Source organism: Nocardia sp. NPDC004260 (genome assembly GCF_053603155.1).
On the sequence record NZ_JBSGEZ010000043.1, the window covers coordinates 20,451 to 40,091 of the forward strand.

The following is a 19,641-nucleotide window of genomic DNA, read 5'->3' on the forward strand; positions in this document are numbered from 1 at the left end:
CTTCTCTTCGAGGGCACCGGTCCTTTCGAACCGCCGAGCAGAAAGGTTACAGGAGCTACCGACCAGATCACAAAACGGCTGGTCAGCGTAGGTTGCTGTCGAACCAATCGAAGATTCTGGTCTGCGAATCGACCGCGTCGCCGTCGTCCGCCTCGGAGGTGTCGGCTCGGTGGTGCAGGCCGGAGTAGGTGACCACCAGGCTGGCGACCGCGGCGCGGGCGGTCGCGTCGCGTAGCTCGTCCACCTGGGCGGGCGGGGTGGACGGGTCGTCGACGCCGAACAAGCCGAGCCACGGCGCCTGCAGGTTGGGCGCGGCGCGCACGAGGGCGTCGGCCTGCTCGGTGAGCGGCTCGGTGATGCCGTGGGCCGCGACGCTCACCGCGGCGCCGATGGGGCGATTGGTCGCGACCAGGAACGCGGCGGTGCCCGCGGAGTCGAAACCGAGCACGCCGATGGTGTCGGGGAACACCCCCCGCCGGGTGAGCCAGTCGAAGCAGGCGTCGAAGTCCGCGAACAGCTCGTCGCCGAAGACCCCGGCGCCCGGTTCACCGTCGGCCCGGTGGAAGAGTTTGGGCGCGACCACCGTCCAGCCCTCGCCGGCCAGCGCGTTCATCAGGTCGCGTAACGCGCCGGTGAACTCGCGCGACTCGTGCAGCAGCACGATGCCGCCGCGGGCGTTTCCATCCGGCTCCACGACCGTGATGGGCACCTGCCCACCGCTGGCCGGCCGCTCGTCTTCCTGGTCGCTCGCCCGCAGCGGGGCCAAATCGTCGTAGGTGCCCGACATGAAACCAGCGTAGGGCGAGTTGCTGAACTTCGGTAGAAATTGCACGTGAGGGCCTATATCCCAGATAATTTCCGGTACGCCGATCGGGCTTTTCCCGGCGCCGATTAGGGTTGGAGTGTGACAGCGCAGATCCGGCCGGACCTCGAATCGATCCCGGCGTACACCCCCGGCCGCAGCAATCCCGGCGCGGTCAAGCTGGCCAGCAACGAGACGACCGTCGGTCCGCTGCCCGCCGCCGCCAAAGCCATCGCCGAAGCGGCGGAGCTGGCCAACCGGTATCCGGACAACCAGGTGACCGAGTTGCGGACGGCGCTGGCCGAGTTCCTCGGGGTCGGCTTCGAGAATGTCGCGGTCGGCTGCGGCAGCGTGGCGCTGTGCCAGGAGCTGGTGCAGATCACCTGCTCGTCACCGTCCGACGAGGTGCTGTACGCGTGGCGCTCGTTCGAGGCGTATCCGATCGTGACCAAGGTGGGCAACGCCACCGCGGTGCAGGTGCCACTCACGGCCGGTCAGGTGCACGATCTGGACGCGCTGGCCGCCGCCGTCACCGAGCGGACCAAGTTGATCTTCGTCTGCAACCCGAACAACCCCACCGGCACCGCGGTCGGCCGGACGGAGCTGATCCGGTTCCTCGACGCGGTACCGTCGCACGTGCTGGTGGTGCTCGATGAGGCGTACTACGAATACGTGCGGCTGGCCGACCGCCCCGACGGCGTCGAGATCGGCCGGACCAGACCCAATGTGGTTGTGCTGCGTACCTTCTCCAAGGCGTACGGCCTGGCCGGGTTGCGGGTGGGCTACGCGGTGGGCGATCCGGCCGTGATCACGGCGCTGCTGAAGGTGCACATCCCGTTCAGCGTGAGCAGGCTCGCGCAGGCGGCGGCGATCGCGTCGCTGGAGTCACGCCACGAATTGCTGGATCGCACGGACGTTCTGGTCGTCGAACGCGAGCGGGTGCGCGACGCCCTGGTGGCGGCGGGATACCCGGTGCCGCCGAGTGAGGCGAACTTCGTCTGGCTGCCGCTTGGCGCGCGCAGCGCCGAGTTCGGCGAGGCCAGCGCGGCGGCCGGGGTGCTGGTGCGGCCGTACGGGACCGACGGGGTGCGCGTCACCATCGGCGACCCGCACGAGAACGACCTGTTCCTGAGCTTCGCCAGTGCCCCGGAAGTGCTCGCCCGGTTCCTGGGTTAGCGGACGCCTATCGCGGGCGCGATCGTGGGCCAGGAGAGGGCGAGCTCGTCCTCCCAGTACGGCCAGGAGTGTGTGCCGGTGGCCCGGAAGTGCGCGGTGATCGGGATACCGAGTGACCGCAGCCGCTCGGTGAGCCGCTGGGTGCAGGCGTTGGTCGCGGCCTCCAGCGGGCCGCCGAACGTGATGGCGCTGGGCAGGTCGACGTTCGGCGTCCCGGGCACGTCGTGCACGCCGGGCAGACCGCTGCCGACCGACAGGTAGATCGTCTTGCCCCGCAACGCGTCCGCGTGCAGGGTGACGTCGTGCGCCAGCCAGTCGGGGTCGTCCTGCTTGCCGAACATGTTGTCCGGCTCGCCCATGTAGGTGGCCACCACAGCCCGCGCCTGCGCCTGGCCGATGTCGGTGCCCATCGAGAAGCAGCCGCTGTGCGCCCCGATGGCTTTGTAGAGCGTCGGCTGCCGGAACGCGAGCATCATCGCGGCCTCCGCACCCATCGAGACGCCCATCACCGCGTTGGTGCCGTTGCCGTCGAACTTCGCGTCGATCAGCGGAGGCAACTCCTTGGTCAGGAACGTCTCCCACTTGTTGGTGCCGAGCACCGGGTCCGGCTGCTGCCAGTCGGTGTAGAAGCTGGCCGGCCCGCCGACGGTGAGCACGACGTTGACGTCCTTGTCGGCGTAGAAACGGTCGGCGTGCCCGAGTTCGGTCCAGTTGTTGCTGTCGGGGTTCGCACTGCGGCCGTCGAGCATGTAGACGGTGGGACGCGGGCGCGACTGGTCGCGTGGCAGCAGCACCTGCACCTCGACCACCCGGCTCATCGCGGGCGAGGCGACATAGACCCGCAGCCACCGATCGTTGATCGGTTCGATGCGCTCGATTCGCGGCGTCGAGGGCTGTTTACTTGTCGGCTCCGCCGGGCCGGGACCGTCCGAAGATCCGGTGTTGACCGGCGGCGGATTGCCGGGCGCCGCCGTGACCTGGGGTGCACCGAATGACACCACCCCGGAAACGAGTGCGGCACTGATCAGAGCGTTGGAAAGCCAACGCCGCACCCCGCGACACAGCATGCCGACCATCCTGCCAGAGACGTCGATGGTCGCAGGAAGGCCGTCGACGTGTCGAAGACCACGCACCGTGCTCACCGTGCGGGCAGACCGTCCTGCCAGCGCCGCTCCACGCCGGCGAAACGCCACACCGCGACGGCGACCGCCCAGGTGAGCACGAACAGCCCGACGATGATGAATCCGAGATCACCGAGGTCGAGATTTCCGATCCAGGCGACGACGCCCGATCGGACCTCGAGCCGCTCGGCGAAGATCGAGACGATCTCCTGCCCGCCGATCAACAGCGCCACGGCCACCGACAGTCCGGTGATCACCAAGTTGTAGTAGATCTTCCGCACCGGCTCGGCGAAGGCCCAGTCGTAGGCGAAGCTCATGAACGAACCGTCCAGCGAGTCGAACAGCGCCATGCCCGCCGAGAACAGCACGGGCAGTACCAGGATGGAATACCAGGGCAGCCCGGTCGCCGCCGCGCCGCCCGCGATCACGAGCAGCCCGACCTCGGTGACGGTGTCGAAGCCGAGGCCGAACAGCACGCCCACCGGATACATGTGCCGCGGCCTGCGGACGAGGCCGAGCACCGGTCGCAGCAGCCGGTTGAGCAGGCCCCGGCTGTCCAGCTGCCGTTCCAGCTGCGCCTCGTCGAATTCGCCGCGGCGCATCTGCCGGAACACGCGCCAGATGCCGGCCAGCGACGCCAGATTGAGCAGACCGATCAGGATCAGGAACGCGCCGGAGACGCTGGTGCCCCATAAGCCCGTCCAGCGTTGCAGGGCCGAATCCTCGTCCGCCAAGGTGGACGCCAGCGCCCGCACACCGAAGGCGAGCAAGGCCACGAGTACGAACACGACCGTGGAGTGGCCCAGCGCGAACCAGAAGCCGACTGTCCGGACCTTCTGCTTCCCGCTCTCCGCCACCAATTTTCGAACGGTGTTGTCGATGGCGGCGATGTGGTCGGCATCGAACGCGTGCCGCATGCCGAGCGTGTACGCCGTCACCCCGAGACCGATGCCGAACACCGAACCGTCGATCACATAATGGTTCGGCGCGACGAACAGCAGCAGCGTCCCCCAGCCGAGGACGTGCAGAGCCACGACGGTGATGGTCATTCCGATGACACTGCGCACGAGCGAACCCCTCGACCCCCGAAATGCAGACGCGTCAACGATACTCGACCGCACCGGCACCGGTCCGCGTCTCGGGTCGATCCAGCAAATCCAGCAAATCGTGGCACACCGTCAGCACACCCGCCGTACGCTGAGCGCCGAGCCTTTTCCGGGGTATCGAACTAGGACGGGCATGATCGCGCATCCACACTATCGGCGCCGAGGTCACCCCACTGCGCTGTACTGCACCGTGCGGACCGGCCGTCCGGTTCACAGTCGCGACGGCCCCCGTGTCTCCTGAGTTGGCCTCGAACCAAAGCTAATCCGTGGCATCTGCCATGCGCGGGCCACCCCGACGACGCGGTGCCCGCTGCGCTTCCCGCGCGAATTCTCTGCTCGATTCGTCTGTTTCATCGCAGCACCTATGCCCGACCGGAGAAAACCGTGAATCCAGTGTCGCCCGTCTCCTCGATCGAGAACGAATCGGGCACAAATCCTTTCCTGCCCGATCTGGAACGCCGGATGCGGGAGTGCGACGAGTTCTTCCGGCTGCCCGAATTGGCGCACCTGAGCGCACAGCGCCGACGCTGCGCGCTGGAGCAACTCGAACAGACCGGTTCCTATCTCCAGACCGCCGAGGAGATCCTGATCGGGGCCAAGCTCGCCTGGCGCAATCACGCCCGCTGCGTGGGCCGCAAGCATTGGCGCTCGTTGAAATTGCTCGACGCCCGGCGGGTCCGCTCGGCACGCGACCTGGCCGAGGTCTGCTGGCAGCACCTGCACATGGCCACCAACAACGGCGCCATTCAGTCGATGATCACCGTCGGCCCGCCGCGGCAACCGGACGGGCGCGAGTTCCGCATCGTCAGCCCACAGATCATCCGCTACGCGGGCTATCGCAACGGGGATGGGACGGTCACCGGTGACGCCGCCAACGTCGAGCTCACCGAATTCGCGATGAAACTCGGGTGGCGCGGCGCCGGAACGCCTTTCGACATCCTTCCGCTGCTGATCAGTACGCCGGACGAGCCGGTTCGCTGGTTCGACATCCCGCCCGAGCTCGCACGCGAGGTGGAACTCGAGCATCCCGAGTTCGAGTGGTTCGCCGGTCTCGGCCTGCGCTGGCACGCGCTGCCCGCGGTGTCCGACATGAATCTCGAGATCGGCGGCATGACCTACCCGTTCGCACCGTTCAACGGCTGGTATCTGGGCGCGGAGATCGGTGCGCGGAATCTCAGCGACGCCAACCGCTACAACATGCTCCCGCTGATCGCGGAGATGATGTGCCTGGACACCCGGGCAGAGCGCAACCTCTGGCGCGATCAGGCCCTGGTCGAACTAAACCGCGCCGTGCTGCACAGCTTCCGCAAGGCGGGCGTGTACATCGTCGACCATCACACCGTCGCCAAACAGTTCTGCGATCACGTCAAGCGCGAGGAAGCCGCGGGCCGCGCCTGCCCCACCGACTGGTCCTGGATCAACCCGCCGATATCGTCCGGCCTGACCCCGACCTTCCACCGCTACTACGACCCACCCGACATGGACATCCGGCCGAATTTCGTCCGCAGAGACTTCCGCGCGGATGTGGCACTGTAACCGCCGCGGCTCATGCTCTCCATGAGCATGGGCCACCCAGCGAATGGAGCGGAGACGGAGGGATTTGAACCCCCGGTCGCTCTCGCGACGCTCGCTTTCAAGGCGAGTGCATTCGGCCGCTCTGCCACGTCTCCAGGGACCTGATCGTAGCGGACGGCTCAGCCGGAGTGCTTGCCGATTTCCTCGTCGACTCGGCCGAAGACGTCGGCGATCACCTCGAGCTGGGCCGGAGCCAGTAGATCGATGAAGTGGCTGCGGACGGCTTCGACGTGGCCGGGCGCGGCGGCTTGCAGGCGGCGCAGGCCCTCGTCGGTGAGTTCGGCGAGCACGCCGCGGCCGTCCTCCAGGCAGGTGTTGCGGCGGACCATCTTCTGCGCCTCCAGCCGCCGGATCTGGTGGGTCAGCTTGCTGCGCGAGGACAGCACGCCGTCGGCCAGCTCGCTCATCCGCAACGAGCGGTCGGGCGCCTCGGAGAGCAGGACCAGGATCCGGTATTCGGCGACGGTCAGGTCGCTGTCGCGTTGCAGCTGACGATTCAGTGCTGTCATCAGGCGCTGGTGGCCGTCCATGTACGCGCGCCAGGCGCGCTGCTGGGCCGGGGTGAGCCAGCGGGGCTCGGCCACGACGCGACCGCTCGGTTCGGGATGCACGGTGGTCATTCTATGCGCGACGAACTGCGGAAATGGGCAACTCTCGCAGGTCAGCGCACCGTGGACAGCAGTGCGCGGTTCACTGCGGCCGGGCTGGTGCATCCGGCGAGGCCGAGGGTGGAGTCGAAATCGGCGAGCAACGTGCGCAGCGCGTGCCGTACCCCCGCGGCGCCCGCGAGCCCGAGGCCGTAGGCCCACGGCCGCCCGTACAGCACCGCCTTCGCACCCAAGGCCAGCGCCACGAGCACGTCGGAACCGGTGCGCAGGCCGGAGTCGAACAGGACGTCGGCGCGGTCGCCGATGGTGGCCACCACCGCGGGCAGCGCGTCCAGCGCCGCGATCGAGCCGTCCACTTGGCGGCCGCCGTGATTGCTCACCACCACCGCATCGGCGCCGGCGTCCACTGCCTGACGCGCGTCGTCGGGGTGCAGGATGCCTTTCACGGCGATCGGGAGATCCGTCCATTCGCGCAGCAGCGAGAGGTCGGCGAGCCGCAGCGTGTGGTTGCCGAACAGGCCGACCCAGGTGAGGATGGCCGTCCGCATCGCCTCCTCGCTCTCTTCCGGCGCGGCAGGCAGCTTGGCCCGGAACACCGGGTCGGACAGATAGTTGGCGATGCCCTTGCCGTGCAGGAACGGCAGGTGCGCCTGTTCCAGGTCGCGCGGCCGCCAGCCGAGGGTCGGAGTGTCCACGGTGACCACGATCGCCGAAGCTCCGGCCTGCTCGGCGCGCCGGACGAAAGAGCAGGCCAGTTCGTCATCCGAGGGCCAATACAGCTGGTACCACCACGCACCGGCCGACGCGCCGACGTCCTCGATGGTGGAGGAAGCCGCAGTGGACAGCACCGTGCCGATGCCGAGTTCTCTGGTCACCTCCGCCACGATCACCTCGCCGCCCTCGTGCAGGAGTTCCAGGACGCCGACCGGCGCGGTGAGCACGGGTGCGGCCAGTTTCGTCCCGAGCACCTCGACGGACAGATCCCGGGCGCCGGGGCCGGTGGAGCCACGCAGCATCCGCGGCAGGATGCGGTAGCGGTCGAAGGCGGATCGGTTTGCGGCGGCGGTGCGCTCCGCGGACGCGCTGCCCGCCACGTAGGCGAAGGCGGCCGGATCCAGCCGCTCCTGCGCCAACGACTCCAGACCCGTTGCGGTCATGGGCAATTCGGGTGTCACGCCGCCCAGACCGCCGAGGTAGATCTCGTTCTGGAAATCGATGAAGCCGCCACTCATCACCGGAACGGTAGTCCGTGACGCCGGTCACCGCAGGCCGCTTGCCGGATCGGTCCGGAAAGGTCGACTCCGGGGCCACCGCGCGGACGCCCGTCCGCGCGGAGCACTATGGCATGGTGCGCGCTATAGATCTGAACGGTTTCGGCGGTCCAGATGTCATGGTCTTGGCCGAAGTGCCGGACCCGAAGCCGGGACACGGAGAAGTGCTGATCGAGGTGGCCGCCGCGGGTGTCAACCGGGCCGATCTGTTGCAGCGTCAGGGCCTCTACCCACCCCCGCCGGGAGCCAGCCCGATACTCGGCCTGGAATGCTCCGGCGTGATCGCCGGAATCGGCGACGGAGTGCGCGACTGGGCGGTCGGTGATCGAGTGTGCGCGCTGCTGTCCGGCGGCGGCTATGCCGAGCGGGTCGTGGTGCCCGCCACCCAGGTGCTCCCGGTCCCGGACGGCCTGGACCTGGGCGCGGCCGCCGGGCTGCCCGAGGCGGCGGCGACCGTGTGGTCGAACCTGGTGATGACCGCGGGCCTGCGGGCCAACCAGCTGGTGCTGATCCACGGCGGCGGCAGCGGGATCGGTACGCACGCCATCCAGGTCGCCAAGGCCCTCGGCGCGCGCGTCGCGGTGACCGCCGGATCGGCCGAGAAGCTGGCGCGCTGCGCGGAACTCGGGGCGGACGTGCTGATCAACTACAAGGAGGACGACTTCGTCGCCGCCGTGCGCGCCGAGCGCTCGGGCGCGGGCAGCCCCGGCGCGGACATCATCCTCGACAATATGGGCGCGGCCTACCTGGGACGCAACGTCGACGCGCTGGCCGAGCACGGCCGCCTCGTGGTGATCGGCATGCAGGGCGGCGTGAGCGCCGAACTGAACCTGGGCGCCCTGTTGCGCAAGTGGGGCACCGTTCACGCCACCAACGTGCGCGCGCGGCCGGTGACCGGCCCGGGCAGCAAGGCCGAGATCGTGGCCGAGGTGCGCAGGCAGCTGTGGCCGTTGATCGCCGACGGCACGGTGGCGCCCGTCATCGCGGCCGAACTGCCGATCGAGGAGGCCGCCGAAGCGCACCGGCTGCTGGACTCCGGCGAGGTGTTCGGCAAGGTCGTGCTGCGGGTGGCGGAGCTCTGAGCGGCGCTCACTCCAGCGCCAGCAGCGCCCTGCCGAGCTGATCGATCTCGAACTTGGTGGTATAGGGCGCGAGCCCGATGGTCACAGCGCCGCCCTCGTCGTTGACGCCGAGCGCGTCCAGCAGCCTGCTGCCGCCGTGCACACCGCTCACCGTGCCGATCCGGTTGTCGGCGAGCTTCGCCGCGACCTTCTCCGCCTGCATGCCCGCGAGCGTGAAGCTGACCGTGGGAATGCGGGTGGACGCGCGGCCGATCACAGTGAGGCTGGGGATCGAGTCCAGCATGCTCATCAGGTGCTCGAACAGCTGGTCGTGGTAGTCCTGCAACGAGGTGATCGACATCTCCAGCCGCTCGCGCCGGGTGCCGTGGGCCCGCTCGTCCAGCCCGGCCAGGAAATCGATCGAAGTGGTCAGGCCCGCGAGCAGCGCGTATTGGTGCCCGCCGACCTCGAGCCGCTCGGCGCCCTTCGCATAGGGGTTGAGCGACATGGACGGGATCCGATCCAGGAACGCGGGGTCACGGAAGACCAGCGCGCCGATCTGCGGACCGCCCCACGCCGGTGCGCTCAACGCGACGACGTCGGCGTTCAGTTCCTCGATGTCGATGAGCGCGTAGGGCGCGGCGCCGAACGCGTCGGCCACCAGCAGGCCGCCCACCTCGTGCACCCGATCCGCGGCAACCCGCACGGCGGGCGCCGAGCCGACGATGGGCGAGGCGGCGGTGAGGGCGACCAGCCGCGCGGTGGGTCCGATCAGCTCCTCGAACTGCCAGGACGGCATCTCGCAGGTCTCGATCTCCACCTCGGCCCAGCGCACGTGCGCGCCGTAGCGGTTGGCGATGCGCAGCCACGGCGCGACATTGGCCTCGTCGTCCAGCCTGGACAACACGATGCCGGTGCCGAGTCCGAGGCGGGAACTCAGCGATTCGGCCAGCCAGGCCAGCAGGACCGCACGGTCGGGACCGAGCACGACACCCGCCGGGTCACCGCCGACCAGGTCCGCGACGGCTTCGCGGGCCGCGTCCAGAATCGCCGCGCTGCGCACGGCCGCGGCGGTTCGGCCGATATGCGAGAAGGAAGAAGTTCGGAAACCCGTTGAAACAGCCCGAGATACCGCGTCCGGGATCAACATGCCCGCTTGCGGGTCGAGATGGATCCAGCCGTCGCCCAGGGACGGTATCAGGCCCCGAACCCGCGCGACGTCGTAAGTCATGCTGGCCACTCTAAGGGCAGCGGGCGAGCCTGTGTAACCGCGTTCCCCTCCACATCGTGGCGAGAGCACAGCGACCTGGGACTCAGCATGGCGACCGACTTTCGACAAATCCGAATCACACGACCCGAACAGAATAGAACGCCGGCTCCCAGGGCAGTGCGTACCAGCGACATGCGCCGCGTCCTGCCCGGTGTGCCCCGTCCGCGGAGCACCGGCTTAGCGCGTTCGGAGCGAACACGACATGATAGGGACCATGACGCACTCGGACGAGGCACCGGACCACATCGTCGTCGTCGGACCCGACGGCAGGCCGTTGGCCATCCCGGCGGCGGCCGGACCGGGGGCTCCCTTCACCGCGCAGGTCGTTGCCGACGATAACAAGGACGAGTCGGACGATCGGGACGAATCCGGCGAATCGCTCGCCGACATGGTCGAGCAGCCCGCGAAGGTCATGCGCATCGGCACCATGATCAAGCAGCTGCTCGAGGAGGTGCGCGCCGCCCCGCTGGACGAGGCCAGCCGCAATCGCCTGAAGGAGATCCACACGTCCTCCGTGCGGGAGCTGGAGCAGGGCCTCGCCCCGGAACTGCGGGAGGAGCTCGAGCGGCTCACCCTGCCGTTCACCGACGACGCCGTCCCGACCGACGCCGAGCTGCGGATCGCGCAGGCCCAGCTGGTCGGCTGGCTGGAGGGCCTGTTCCACGGCATCCAGACCGCGCTGTTCGCCCAGCAGATGGCCGCGCGCGCCCAGCTCGAACAGATGCGCCAAGGCGCGCTGCCGCCCGGCCTCAACGCCGCCGACCCGCGCGGCGGCCAAGCCGGTCACATTACCGGCGGTTCCGGCCAGTACCTGTGAGACCGGTGACGCGCGTGTGCCACGCGGCGGCGGGAAGCGGCCGGGGTAGTCTCGTGCACCGTGCCCGCCGCTGCCGCTCGCTCCGACTCGGTCTCCGATCCGAGTGCGGTGCGTCCTGAAGAGAGCTCAGTTGGTTCCGATGACCAAGCGCGTTCAGATGACAGCTCGCCGAACCCCTCGGCCGAGCACACGGAGCATTCCGGCGACGACTCACCGGAGGACCCGGTGAGCGCGGCCACACCGGAGACGGAGACCCTGCACGCCGGAGCCTCCGTGGCGAAGATCGTGCCGGACTCCCAGACCTTCCGGCGCGCGTTCCAGGACTTCGCGGTCGGCTTCGCGCAGCGGGAGCTGTGGCTGTCGCTCGGCTGGCAGGACATCAAGCAGCGTTACCGGCGCTCGGTGCTCGGTCCGTTCTGGATCACCATCGCCACCGGCTTGCAGGCCGTGGCGATGGGTGTGCTGTACGCGGCGCTGCTCGGCCAGCCGCTGCGGGAGTATCTGCCCTACGTGACGGTCGGCTTGATCATCTGGAACGTGATCAGCGCGAGCATCCTGGAGGGCTCGGAGGTCTTCATCGCCAACGAGGGTCTGATCAAACAGCTTCCTTCGGCCCTGAGCGTGCACGTCTACCGGCTGGTGTGGCGGCAACTGCTCTTCTTCGCCCACAACATGGTCATCTACGTGGTGATGCTCGCCGCGTTCGGCGTGTGGCGTCATCTCGGGGTGGCCAGCCTCATGGCGATTCCGGCGATCGCGCTGATCTTCCTGAATTCGATGTGGGTGTCGATCGTGTTCGGCATCTTCAGCACGCGCTACCGCGACATCGCGCCGATTCTCGGCAGCACCACGCTGATGCTGTTCGTGCTGACCCCGGTCATGTGGACGACCAAGACGCTGCAATCGCAGATGAACAACGGCGACCGCGCGAAGCTGGCCGAACTCGTGCCGACGTTCCACTATCTCGAGATCGTCCGGGCGCCCCTGCTCGGCGAACCGCAAGAACTGCGGCACTGGCTGGTCGTCGGCGTGATCACCCTGCTGGGCTGGATCGTGGCGATCCTCGCGATGAAGCAGTTCCGTTCGCGCGTACCGTACTGGGTATAGGAGCGCCCCGATGAGTCGTGTGAGTATCGAGACCCAGGAAGCCTGGGTCGAATTCCCGATCTTCGACGCCAAATCGCGGTCGTTGAAAAAGGCGTTCCTCGGCAAGGCCGGCGGCGCGATCGGACGCAACAAATCCGACGTCGTCGTGGTCGAGGCCCTGCGGGAGATCAACCTGTCGCTGAAAGAGGGCGACCGGGTGGGCTTGGTCGGGCACAACGGCGCGGGCAAATCGACGCTGCTGCGCCTGCTCTCGGGCATCTACGAACCGTCGCGGGGCAGTGCGCGCATCCGCGGTCGGGTAGCGCCGGTTTTCGACCTCGGCGTCGGCATGGACCCGGAGATCTCCGGCTACGAGAACATCATCATCCGCGGACTGTTCCTCGGGCAGACCCGCAAGCAGATGCTGTCGAAGATCGATGAGATCGCCGATTTCACCGAGCTCGGCGAATATCTGTCCATGCCCCTGCGCACCTATTCCACCGGTATGCGGGTGCGCCTCGCGATGGGCGTGGTCACCTCGATCGATCCCGAGATCCTGCTGCTCGACGAGGGCATCGGCGCCGTCGACGCGGAATTCATGAAGAAGGCCCGCAAGCGGTTGCAGTCGTTGGTGGCGCGTTCGGGCATCCTGGTCTTCGCCAGCCATTCGAACGAATTCCTCGCGCAGTTGTGCGACACGGCGTTGTGGATCGACCACGGCCAGATCCGCTTGCGTGGCGGCATCGAAGAAGTGGTGCGAGCCTATGAGGGGCCGGAGGCGGGGAATCACGTCGCGACCGTGCTGCGCGAGATGGAAGCGGAGCGGGGCGAGAAATCAGACCGAGAATTGGAGCGGAATCAGGTATGAGCGGTCAGGCCCGGAGGCGGCAGCGAAGCGTGACCATGGAGGGTCCCGCTCATGCCGGAAAGGCCACAGCATGAGTGAGCCGACCGGGCAGGACACCCCGATCGACGAAGGGGCGCAGGCCCGGATCGGCTCCGCGGCGGAAGATGCCGTCGAGCTCGCCGACCCCGCCGTGGAAACCGCGGCGCCGGACCCGGATTCGCAGCCGCGCGTCGTTGCCGTCGTCGTCACGCACAAGCGCCGCGAACTGCTCGCCGAGTCACTGAAGGTCGTCACCTCGCAGTCCCGGCCGGTGGACCACCTGATCGTGGTGGACAACGGCAACGAGACCGAAGTCGCCGATCTGGTGCGCGACCAGCCGGTGGAATCCACCTACCTCGGCTCGGCGCACAACCTCGGCGGCGCGGGCGGGTTCGCGCTCGGCATGCTGCACGCGTTGAGCATCGGCGCGGACTGGGTGTGGCTCGCCGACGACGACGGCAGGCCCGAAGGCCCCGATGTGCTGTCCACCCTGCTGGACTGCGCGAACCGGCACGGTCTGGTCGAGGTTTCGCCCGTCGTCTGCGATATCGACGAACCCGACCGCCTCGCTTTCCCGCTGCGCCGCGGCGTGGTCTGGCGCAGGCTGCGCTCCGAACTCGGCGACGACGATTTCCTGCCCGGCATCGCCTCGCTGTTCAACGGCGCGCTGATCTCCGCGCGGGCGGTCGACGTGATCGGCGTGCCGGACCTGCGCCTGTTCGTGCGCGGTGACGAGGTGGAGGTGCATCGCAGGCTGGTGCGCTCCGGGCTGCCGTTCGGCACCTGCCTGCAGACGGCGTATCTGCATCCCAACGGTGCGGCGGAGTTCAAGCCGATTCTCGGCGGCCGGATGCACACGCAATATCCCGACGATCCGGTGAAGCGCTACTTCACCTACCGCAACCGGGGCTACTTGATGTCGCAGCCGGGTATGCGGAAACTGCTGCCCCAGGAGTGGGTTCGCTTCTCCTGGTTCTTCCTTGTCACCCGCCGCGACCCGGCCGGCCTGCGCGAATGGTTCCACCTACGCTCACTCGGCCGCCACGAGCAGTTCGGCAAGCCCGACTGAGCTCGGAAGGTCGCCGCGCGGCGCGTCGGATCAGTCCGATGCGCGGCTCCCGACCCATCGCTAATTCGGTTGTGCGGAGCCGGAGTCGAGTGCAAGAGTGGGCAGAACCGCGAGAGAGGTAAGGAGGTGTGGACCGTGACGAGGAACGTTCGGGTTGTCGTGTTCAGGCGAGCTGACGTCGGTCATGCCGCCACACGAAACTCCACCTCATTCTCCGCTCGCTGAACCCTTCGTCGGGTTCGGCGCCCGACGAAGGACTCCTTCCATCATGGTCGACCACGACCTTCTCGTCCCTTACGGCTGGACCGAAGCCGTTGCCGCGCGGTACGCCTCGATGATCGAGGAAGGCTGTGTGCCCGCGCGAGTGATCCGCATGGACCGCAGCGAATGCGATGTGGCCACGCCCGACGGGCTCGCCCGCGCTCGCTGCCCGCGTCCGGATTCCGAGGTCAGCGGGCTGTGCACCGGCGATTGGGTGTCCGTCGACGCCACCTCGGCGGTGCGCCGGTTGCTGCCGCGCCGATCGGCGATCATGCGATCGTCGGTATCCGGCCGGTCCCAGGGCCAGGTGCTCGCCGCCAACGTCGACACCGTGCTGATCTGCGCCGCCGCCGACGGCGACGTGGATCTCGGCCGCATCGAACGCATGCTCGCGCTGGTCTGGGAGAGCAATGCCCAGCCGATCGTGCTGCTCACCAAGGCCGACGCGGCCGACGACCTCCCGCTCGCCCAGGTACGCGCCGTCGCGCCGGGCGCTGCCGTGCTCGAGGTGAGCGCGAACACCGGCCTCGGGCTCGACGTGCTCACGGCGATGCTCGACGGCACCGTCGCGCTGCTCGGACCCTCCGGTGCTGGGAAGTCGACTCTCGCCAACGCGCTGCTCGGCGCGGAGGTCTTCGCCACCAACGCGGTTCGCGACACCGACAAGAAGGGCAGGCACACCACGGTGCACCGGGAGCTGCGCCCGCTGCCCGGCGGCGGCACCCTGATCGATACGCCGGGGCTGCGCGGCGTCGGGCTGTGGGACGCCGCCGAAGGCATCGAGAAGACCTTCAGCGACATCGCAACCCTTGCCGCTCAGTGTCGTTTCGGCGATTGCGCGCACCACGGCGAACCCGGGTGCGCGGTGCGGGAGGCGATCGACAACGGCGAACTCACCCAGCGCAGGCTCGACAGCTACGACAAGCTGGCCCGGGAGAACGAGTGGATGCGGGCGCGCACCGACAAACGGCTGCAAGCCGAGCGCGAGCGAGCCTGGCGGGACATCAGCAAGCAGCACCGCAAGATGTTCCGGGAGCGGAACTCACGACGCTGACCGAGCACGGGCACGGTAGGGTGCCCTTCGCATCGTTCGCTATCTGGGAGGGATAGATGAGTCAGCCCGGCGGGTACCCGCCACCCGGTCAGCAGCCCGGCCAATGGCCCGGACAGCCGACATTCGGTCAGCAGCCGCCAGTCGGCCAGTACCCGCCTCAGCAGGCGCCCGCGCAGTACGCGCCGCCCGCGGGGCAGCATCCGAGCCAGCCGCATCTCACCCAACCTCAGGTGGGCCAGTCGCCATACGGGCAGCCCGCGCCCCAATTCGCCCAGCCCGCACCGCAGTACGGGCAGCCGCAACCCTACGGCCAGCCGCAGCAGTTCGGTCAGCCGCAACCGTACGGTCAACCGCAGCAGTTCGGCCCGCAGGGCTACGGCAGACCCGCCGATCCGCCGGGCATCACCATCGATGCCTCGTACTCGCTCTGGACGTTCATGCTCGCGCTGACCAAGCCGAAGATCCTGGTCAACGGACAGCGGGTGCCCAACACCCGTTGGGGCGCGAACCACATCCCGGTCGGCCCGGGCCAGTACCACGTCCGGGTCACCACCCCGTGGTTGTTCGACATGGGTTCGGCCAACGTGACCGTGCCGATCGCCGAGGGACAGGCCGCGCGGTTCTACTACAAGCCGCCGGTTGTGCTCTTCCTCAACGGCGCGATCGGACCGGTTCCGCAGAAAGCGCCGGGCCTGCTGTTCCTGTACATCGTCTGGGCCCTGGTCGGCCTGATGTTCTTGCTGAACATCGTGCTCATCGCCGCCACGGCCTGAACCGGAAGAGGGCACCGGCACGCGGTGCCCTCTCTTCGCCCCACCTATGCAACTGGTTGCATAATGAGCGGGTTTACGCTTAGTCTGCAAGCGCGTACAGCCGCGGGCTGATGCCTGCGGCGGAAACGAAGGAGCAGGTCAGATGACGGAACCGGGATCCAAGCCGCTAGCGGGCCGGACGATGATCATGTCCGGCGGCAGTCGCGGCATCGGGCTGGAGATCGCCAAGCGGGCCGCGGCCGACGGCGCCAACATCACCCTGATCGCGAAGACCGATCAGCCGCATCCCAAGCTGCCTGGCACCATCCACACCGCCGCCGCGGAACTCGAGGCGGAGGGTGGGCAGGTTCTGCCGTTCGTCGGCGACGTTCGCGTCGACGAGTCGGTGGCCGAGGCGGTGCGCCAGACGGTCGAGCGGTTCGGCGGCATCGACATCGTGGTGAACAACGCCTCCGCGATCGACTTGTCCCCCACGGACGCACTGCCGATGAAGAAATACGACTTGATGCAGGACATCAACTGCCGAGGCAGCTTCCTGCTGTCCAAGCTGAGCATCCCGCATCTGCGCGAATCGGCGAAGGCCGGGCGCAACCCGCACATCCTGACGCTGTCCCCGCCGCTGAACCTGGACCCCAAGTGGGCGGGCATGGCGCTGGGCTACACGATCGCCAAGTACGGCATGTCGCTGACCACATTGGGGCTGGCCGAGGAACTCAAAGGCGACGGCATCGGCGTCAATTCACTGTGGCCGCGCACCACGATCGCCACCGCGGCGGTGAAGAACCTGCTCGGCGGCGAGGAGATGGTCTCCACCTCGCGCACCCCCGACATCTACGCCGACGCCGCATACCTGGTACTCACCTCGCCCGGCAAGGAGACCAGCGGCAACTTCTTCATCGACGATGACGTTCTGGCCGCCCACGGCATCACCGACCTGGACAAGTACCGCGTCACCCCGGGCGATGGCGAACTCACCACCGACCTCTTCCTGTCCGCCTCTCCGCGTCTTTAGGCCGGATTCAGGGGCCGCGGCGGCAGCGTTCGCGGCTGCGATGGGGGACGAGCTGGTCAGCCCGTCCCCCATGTACCAACGAAATCAGCTGTCGCGCCGACCTTCGATCCCGTACAACCGCTCCCAATTCTCGCGGCTGGTCAATTCCGGCATGGCCGCGCGGTACTGCGCCTGGACGGCGGGCAGCTCGCGGCGCAGGCGACGCAGCACACGCACCATCCGCCGCAGCAGCCGCAGCGCGCGGGCCTTGTCGCGCCGACGCACCCGGACACCGGACTGCGAGGCGTCGGTGACCACCACGTGGTCGAACAGCGAGACATGCCACCAGTAGGCGTCTTCCCTGGTCACGCCGATGATGCCGTGCTGGGTGCGGCCCAGCCACTGATTGATCGCGCGCTTGATCAGCACCAGCTTCGCGCGGCTGGGTTCCCCACCGGCACGGCGCAATTGGATGTCCGCGGAACGGACCGGCGGCGTCGAGGCCGGATGCTTGATCGTCTCGGCGTAGTCGGCCCGGCTGGTCCGCGCGGCAGCCAGTGCCTCGATACCGCCGTCCCGCAACACCTTCGGGCCCTTCAAGAAGTCCTCGATACCCTGCAGGGTGGTGTGCACCAAGCCGTACTGCATCGCGACCAGCTGCTCGGACATCTCCCGGAACAGCCGGCCCGCGATGTCCTTACCGTCCAGCTCGGTGTGCAGCGAGCCGACGATCAGCGAGTTACGGGTGCTGAAGTAGCGCGCCCAGTCGTCGTAGTCCTTCCAGTAGAAGTCCGCGTGCCAGACCGCGGCGTTGGGGAGCGTGACGGTGACGAAACCGTGCTCGCGCGCCCGGATGCCGTACTCCACGTCGTCCCACTGGAAGAAGATCGGGATCGGCAGGCCGATCTTCGCGACCACCTCGGCCGGGATGAGGCAGGTCCACCAGGCGTTGTAGCCCGCGTCCACGCGGCGCTCCTGGTTCTTCTTCAACATGCTGGTGTTGCGCAGCGCCTTGGGCACCTTCTGGCCGTGCCGCAGCCGGTTCAGGTGCACTTCCTCGGCGCCGACGTTGAGGTAGTCGGGGTTGAGCAGGAACAGCATCTGCGCGCCGACCAGGGTCGGTTCGACCGTCAGGTTGGCGAACGCGTTCAGGCGCAGCACCGTCTCCGGTTCGCACAGGATGTCGTCGTCCATCAGGATGACGTCGGCGTGCTCGTTGACCGCGGACACCTCGTAGAGCCCCCGGGTGAAGCCGCCCGCGCCGCCCAGGTTCGGCTGACGCAGGTAGCGCAGCTTCTCGCCGAGGACCGGTGCGACCTCCTGGTATCGCGGCCGGTTCTCGACCAGATCGGTGCCCTGGTCGACGACGTACACCGCGTCGATCGCGGCGAGCACGGTCGGGTCGGAGGACAGCGCCGCGACCGTCTCGGCGCAGTCCTCGGCACGGTTGAAGGTGCAGATCGCGACGGCGACCGGACGGACGCGTTCCGGCGCGACGGCGGTCCAGCTCAACTCCGCGATGCCGAGCGCGCCGCCGATGGCGTCGAACTCCAGCCACAGCGCGCCGCCGTCGACGTACTGGTCGAGCGGGGCGGTCAGGGTGACCGAACCGCTCGCGTCGACCCGCTGGGTGTCGATGATCCTGCGGTGACCCGCGATGTCGGAGGCCACCAGACGGATGTTCGCCTTGGCGGCGACGTCGAGCACCATGGTGACCCGCACCTCGGTGACCGTGGTCCAGCGCTGCCAGTAGCTCGCGGCGAACCGGCCGAAATAGGTGTTGGTGTGCGCGGTCGCGCCCTTGTCCAAACGCAGGGTCTGGCGTTCCCGGTGCGCGCCACCTTTCACGACGGCGTACAGCTCGTCGCTCACCTTCGCCGACGGACCGGCGAAGATACCGCGCTGGAGCACTAGCCGGTCCGGCGCCCGATGGTCGGCGCGCAGCGCGGCAGGCGCCTCAGCGGCCGTCGAGCGATCGTTTGTTTCGGTAACGGCCTCGATAGCCGACTGATCCATGAAATCCTCGAAATTCTCATTGTGCCGGACGGGACAGACACGCCCCTCGATGCCTTCACGGCGGGGGTGAGGATATCAACCGCCCCGTGCGGTTGCCCGCCGTACGGCCACGCCGACGTGTGCTCGAAGCATTGCTAAACGTTCGCCGATTCGTTGTCGGTGGCACTGCCGGTACCCGCTCGCGCTCCGGTGAAGACGAACTTGTCATAGGCCCAGTACCGGAACACCACGGCCACGATCTGCCCGATCAACGTACCGGAGATGTTGTCCGACACCGGGCTGGACAGGTCGAGCACGTAGCGGGAGAAGCCGAGACAGCCCAGTTGCAGGCCGATCGCGACGACGTTGAACAACGCGTACAACAGGTATTCGCGCCCGGGATTGTCGGTCGGCTTGTGCGCGAAGGTCCACCACTTGTTGCCGAAATACGTCACCACCGTGGCCACCGCGATCGCGATGATCTTGGCCGGCAGTGGGTAGTGATACAGCACGCCCTCGCCACCCCAGAAGACCAGGAGGTTGTACGTGCCCGCGTCCACCAGGAACCCGATCGCGCCGACCACCAGGAAAGCCCCGCCTCTGCGCAGCGCGGTGAGCACCTTGCGAACGACCGCTTCGGTCTCCTGCGTCACTGGCTCGTCCGCGGGTGCGGTGGACTCACTGGATGGCACGGCCCGACGGTACCCCAGGAGCGCCGA

18 protein-coding genes and 1 tRNA gene are annotated in these 19,641 nt (G+C 68.1%); 10 read left to right on the top strand and 9 right to left on the bottom strand.

What is annotated here, in order from left to right:
• Positions 1–82: 82 nt before the first annotated feature.
• Positions 83–787, bottom strand: a complete 705-nt coding sequence (locus tag ACWEO7_RS23810) for a dienelactone hydrolase family protein (RefSeq protein WP_452426206.1) — start codon at positions 785–787, stop codon at positions 83–85.
• 117 nt (positions 788–904) lie between these two features.
• Between ACWEO7_RS23810 and hisC the strand changes: the two genes are divergently transcribed.
• Entirely contained in the window at positions 905–1,978 is a 1,074-nt protein-coding gene (gene hisC / locus ACWEO7_RS23815) for a histidinol-phosphate transaminase (protein ID WP_452426208.1), read from the top strand.
• Here hisC and ACWEO7_RS23820 read toward each other — a convergent pair.
• Together ACWEO7_RS23820 and ACWEO7_RS23825 are read right to left on the bottom strand one after the other, a co-directional pair.
• Positions 1,975–3,111 (bottom strand): alpha/beta hydrolase, encoded by a 1,137-nt coding sequence (locus ACWEO7_RS23820; RefSeq protein WP_452426210.1) that lies wholly within the window; start codon positions 3,109–3,111, stop codon positions 1,975–1,977. The genes hisC and ACWEO7_RS23820 overlap by 4 nt on opposite strands.
• Positions 3,112–3,116: 5 nt before the next feature.
• Positions 3,117–4,148 carry a HoxN/HupN/NixA family nickel/cobalt transporter gene (locus ACWEO7_RS23825; RefSeq protein ID WP_452426211.1) on the bottom strand — a complete coding sequence of 344 codons (1,032 nt, stop codon included), beginning with the start codon at positions 4,146–4,148 and terminating at the stop codon, positions 3,117–3,119.
• A gap of 519 nt (positions 4,149–4,667) precedes the next feature.
• On the opposite strand from ACWEO7_RS23825, the gene ACWEO7_RS23830 reads away from it, so the two are divergent.
• The gene (locus ACWEO7_RS23830; protein WP_452426258.1) at positions 4,668–5,741 is read left to right on the top strand and encodes a nitric oxide synthase oxygenase; all 1,074 of its coding nucleotides are present in this window, start codon (positions 4,668–4,670) and stop codon (positions 5,739–5,741) included.
• A 49-nt stretch (positions 5,742–5,790) separates the two neighbouring features.
• Here ACWEO7_RS23830 and ACWEO7_RS23835 read toward each other — a convergent pair.
• The 3 genes from ACWEO7_RS23835 to ACWEO7_RS23845 all read right to left on the bottom strand — a co-directional run bounded on the left by ACWEO7_RS23835 (position 5,791) and on the right by ACWEO7_RS23845 (position 7,620).
• A tRNA-Ser gene (locus tag ACWEO7_RS23835) sits at positions 5,791–5,875 on the bottom strand.
• A 24-nt stretch (positions 5,876–5,899) separates the two neighbouring features.
• Complete coding sequence (locus ACWEO7_RS23840; protein WP_450017991.1) at positions 5,900–6,400, bottom strand: MarR family winged helix-turn-helix transcriptional regulator; 501 nt, start codon at positions 6,398–6,400, stop codon at positions 5,900–5,902.
• A gap of 41 nt (positions 6,401–6,441) precedes the next feature.
• Positions 6,442–7,620 (bottom strand): lactate 2-monooxygenase, encoded by a 1,179-nt coding sequence (locus tag ACWEO7_RS23845; RefSeq protein ID WP_452426213.1) that lies wholly within the window; start codon positions 7,618–7,620, stop codon positions 6,442–6,444.
• A gap of 113 nt (positions 7,621–7,733) precedes the next feature.
• Here ACWEO7_RS23845 and ACWEO7_RS23850 point away from each other — a divergent pair, with 113 nt between their 5' ends.
• On the top strand, positions 7,734–8,741 hold the full coding sequence (locus ACWEO7_RS23850; RefSeq protein ID WP_452426259.1) for an NAD(P)H-quinone oxidoreductase: 1,008 nt from the start codon (positions 7,734–7,736) through the stop codon (positions 8,739–8,741).
• 7 nt (positions 8,742–8,748) lie between these two features.
• Here ACWEO7_RS23850 and ACWEO7_RS23855 read toward each other — a convergent pair whose 3' ends face one another.
• Positions 8,749–9,951 carry a cysteine desulfurase-like protein gene (locus ACWEO7_RS23855; protein WP_355073057.1) on the bottom strand — a complete coding sequence of 401 codons (1,203 nt, stop codon included), beginning with the start codon at positions 9,949–9,951 and terminating at the stop codon, positions 8,749–8,751.
• Between the two features lie 253 nt (positions 9,952–10,204).
• Between ACWEO7_RS23855 and ACWEO7_RS23860 the strand changes: the two genes are divergently transcribed.
• The 7 genes from ACWEO7_RS23860 to ACWEO7_RS23890 all read left to right on the top strand — a co-directional run bounded on the left by ACWEO7_RS23860 (position 10,205) and on the right by ACWEO7_RS23890 (position 16,948).
• Positions 10,205–10,807, top strand: a complete 603-nt coding sequence (locus ACWEO7_RS23860; RefSeq protein ID WP_452426215.1) for a bacterial proteasome activator family protein — start codon at positions 10,205–10,207, stop codon at positions 10,805–10,807.
• A gap of 225 nt (positions 10,808–11,032) precedes the next feature.
• Entirely contained in the window at positions 11,033–11,914 is an 882-nt protein-coding gene (gene wzm / locus ACWEO7_RS23865) for a galactan export ABC transporter permease subunit Wzm/RfbD (protein WP_450017999.1), read from the top strand.
• A 10-nt stretch (positions 11,915–11,924) separates the two neighbouring features.
• Positions 11,925–12,761, top strand: a complete 837-nt coding sequence (gene wzt, locus ACWEO7_RS23870) for a galactan export ABC transporter ATP-binding subunit Wzt/RfbE (RefSeq protein WP_452426217.1) — start codon at positions 11,925–11,927, stop codon at positions 12,759–12,761.
• 70 nt (positions 12,762–12,831) lie between these two features.
• Complete coding sequence (gene glfT1, locus ACWEO7_RS23875) at positions 12,832–13,848, top strand: galactofuranosyltransferase GlfT1 (protein WP_452426219.1); 1,017 nt, start codon at positions 12,832–12,834, stop codon at positions 13,846–13,848.
• A gap of 268 nt (positions 13,849–14,116) precedes the next feature.
• Positions 14,117–15,163 carry a ribosome small subunit-dependent GTPase A gene (gene rsgA, locus ACWEO7_RS23880; protein ID WP_452426220.1) on the top strand — a complete coding sequence of 349 codons (1,047 nt, stop codon included), beginning with the start codon at positions 14,117–14,119 and terminating at the stop codon, positions 15,161–15,163.
• A 56-nt stretch (positions 15,164–15,219) separates the two neighbouring features.
• Positions 15,220–15,936, top strand: a complete 717-nt coding sequence (locus tag ACWEO7_RS23885) for a hypothetical protein (protein ID WP_452426222.1) — start codon at positions 15,220–15,222, stop codon at positions 15,934–15,936.
• Between the two features lie 142 nt (positions 15,937–16,078).
• Positions 16,079–16,948: an SDR family oxidoreductase gene (locus ACWEO7_RS23890; RefSeq protein ID WP_452426224.1), complete on the top strand. Its 870-nt coding sequence runs from the start codon at positions 16,079–16,081 to the stop codon at positions 16,946–16,948.
• 84 nt (positions 16,949–17,032) lie between these two features.
• On the opposite strand, the gene ACWEO7_RS23895 is transcribed toward ACWEO7_RS23890, so the two are convergent.
• Positions 17,033–18,943, bottom strand: coding sequence for a glycosyltransferase (locus tag ACWEO7_RS23895; RefSeq protein ID WP_452426226.1), 1,911 nt, complete (start codon positions 18,941–18,943; stop codon positions 17,033–17,035).
• A gap of 134 nt (positions 18,944–19,077) precedes the next feature.
• Positions 19,078–19,614 (bottom strand): GtrA family protein, encoded by a 537-nt coding sequence (locus ACWEO7_RS23900; RefSeq protein ID WP_450018013.1) that lies wholly within the window; start codon positions 19,612–19,614, stop codon positions 19,078–19,080.
• Between the last annotated feature and the right edge of the window lie 27 nt (positions 19,615–19,641).